Origin of the sequence: Bradyrhizobium sp. 2TAF36 (genome assembly GCF_052114925.1) — a bacterium.
Classification (GTDB): Bacteria; Pseudomonadota; Alphaproteobacteria; order Rhizobiales; family Xanthobacteraceae; genus Bradyrhizobium; species Bradyrhizobium barranii.
Genome location: NZ_JBFRFR010000225.1, coordinates 1 through 1,536, shown reverse-complemented (window position 1 = coordinate 1,536; position 1,536 = coordinate 1). Strand labels below are relative to the sequence as shown.

Below are 1,536 nucleotides of genomic sequence, written 5' to 3'. Positions count from 1 at the left end.
CTCCGCCCCAGCCAACCATGCCCGCCGTACGTCACGCCATCGTCGATCTCATCCTTCGGCCGCCGTCTCAGCAGTGCCCATATTGCCGAAAGCAAATCCTTGAAAAACAGGGGCGCAAACACATTCTGCCAAAGTAGTGCTAGGCCGTGAACCCATAAAGCGAGGAGGACCGGCGTTGCATGATGCCGAGTATTCGACGAACCTTGTGCATATCGTGTCAGAGCGATAGCAGCAGGTGTGGAAATCTCGCTCCTGCGAATTAAGGCACTTAAGCCAACGTAAGGACGCTCAAGTATGCTCACCGTCTATGGCGAAGGTCGTGGGTTCCGTGTCGTTTGGCTGCTCGAGGAATTGGGTGTGGCTTATCGGCTACGCCCGGTCGATCTGTTCGCTATCGAGAATGATCCCGATTTTCTTGCGATCAACCCCGCCGGCTTTATCCCGGCGCTGCAGGACGGCGAGATGATCATGGTCGAGTCGATCGCGATCCTCGAATACCTGCTCGCCCGCCACGGCCCGAGCCCGCTCGCCGTCGCCCCGGATGATCCGGCTTTCGCCGCCTATCTGCAATTCCTCCATTTGGGAGAGGCCGGGCTCGCTGGACCAATGAACGCCGTCATCGTCGGTCGCGCATTCGCCCCCGCAGCAGAGCGAAACGCCCGGGTCACAATCTGGGCACTGGAGACCTTTCATAGCCGGCTGGGATTGGTCATCCAGCGTCTCGCAAATCGTCCATTTCTCGCCGGAGACCGGTTCACTGCTGCTGACATTTCAGTGAGCTACGCACTCCTGCTTGGTCTGCGAACCAGCAACTATACCCCGGGTTCAGTCGAGCGTGCCTATCTCGCCCGTACGACGACACGCCCCGCCTACGCCCGGGCGATGGAAATCTGCCAAGCCACCAAGGCTTGGGCGGAGAGATCACCAGCGTTGTAGAGCCAAGTCGTGAATCCATAGAAGGGATTCCCGCGAGCGGCCTGGACTAGCCAGTGTCGGTCAGTCCGCGCTATAATCTCTCCATGGGCTGGGATGCGAAAGACGTAGCGCTGCTCAAAAGGCTCTGGGCCGCAGGACAGAGCGCGGCACAGATTGCGCGCCGTCTCGGGTGTAGCCGTAACGCGGTCTGCGGGATGCTAACCCGTTCGGGCTTGAAGCGTGGCCACAAGCCGCCAACAGCAAGACCCAAGATAAGGCCGCCCCCGAAGCCAAGGCCGGCGTCGTCGGCCGCCCTGGTACGTCGAGTAGAGAAGAAGGTGTCGCGAAGCACCGCAGAGAAGCAGCAGCCCAAGGAATTCAGCAAGCAGCAGCTGTACGCCATTCTAGCTGAGGCGGTCAGGAACACTGGCTAAGCGCTAACCACGACGGGCGTTACGCTCCGCGTCCGTGTCCTGGTCCAACTCGAACGGTTCGGCTGTCGTGACCATTCCCCAAGCCTTGGTCTGCTTCGGGTCAATCGCGTCGGTTTGGTTCTCCCGAGACGACTTCCGGTCAGCCCCAGTGAGCGGACATCTTTAGTACCCCTCGCCAGGTCTCAAA

At 60.2% G+C, this 1,536-nt stretch carries 2 protein-coding genes; both read left to right on the top strand.

Features of this window, described 5'->3' with window-relative positions:
• Positions 1-294: 294 nt before the first annotated feature.
• Complete coding sequence (locus AB4Z51_RS44865) at positions 295-936, top strand: glutathione S-transferase family protein (RefSeq protein ID WP_208086031.1); 642 nt, start codon at positions 295-297, stop codon at positions 934-936.
• A gap of 83 nt (positions 937-1,019) precedes the next feature.
• Entirely contained in the window at positions 1,020-1,349 is a 330-nt protein-coding gene (locus tag AB4Z51_RS44860; RefSeq protein ID WP_028155869.1) for a GcrA family cell cycle regulator, read from the top strand.
• Positions 1,350-1,536: the final 187 nt, after the last annotated feature.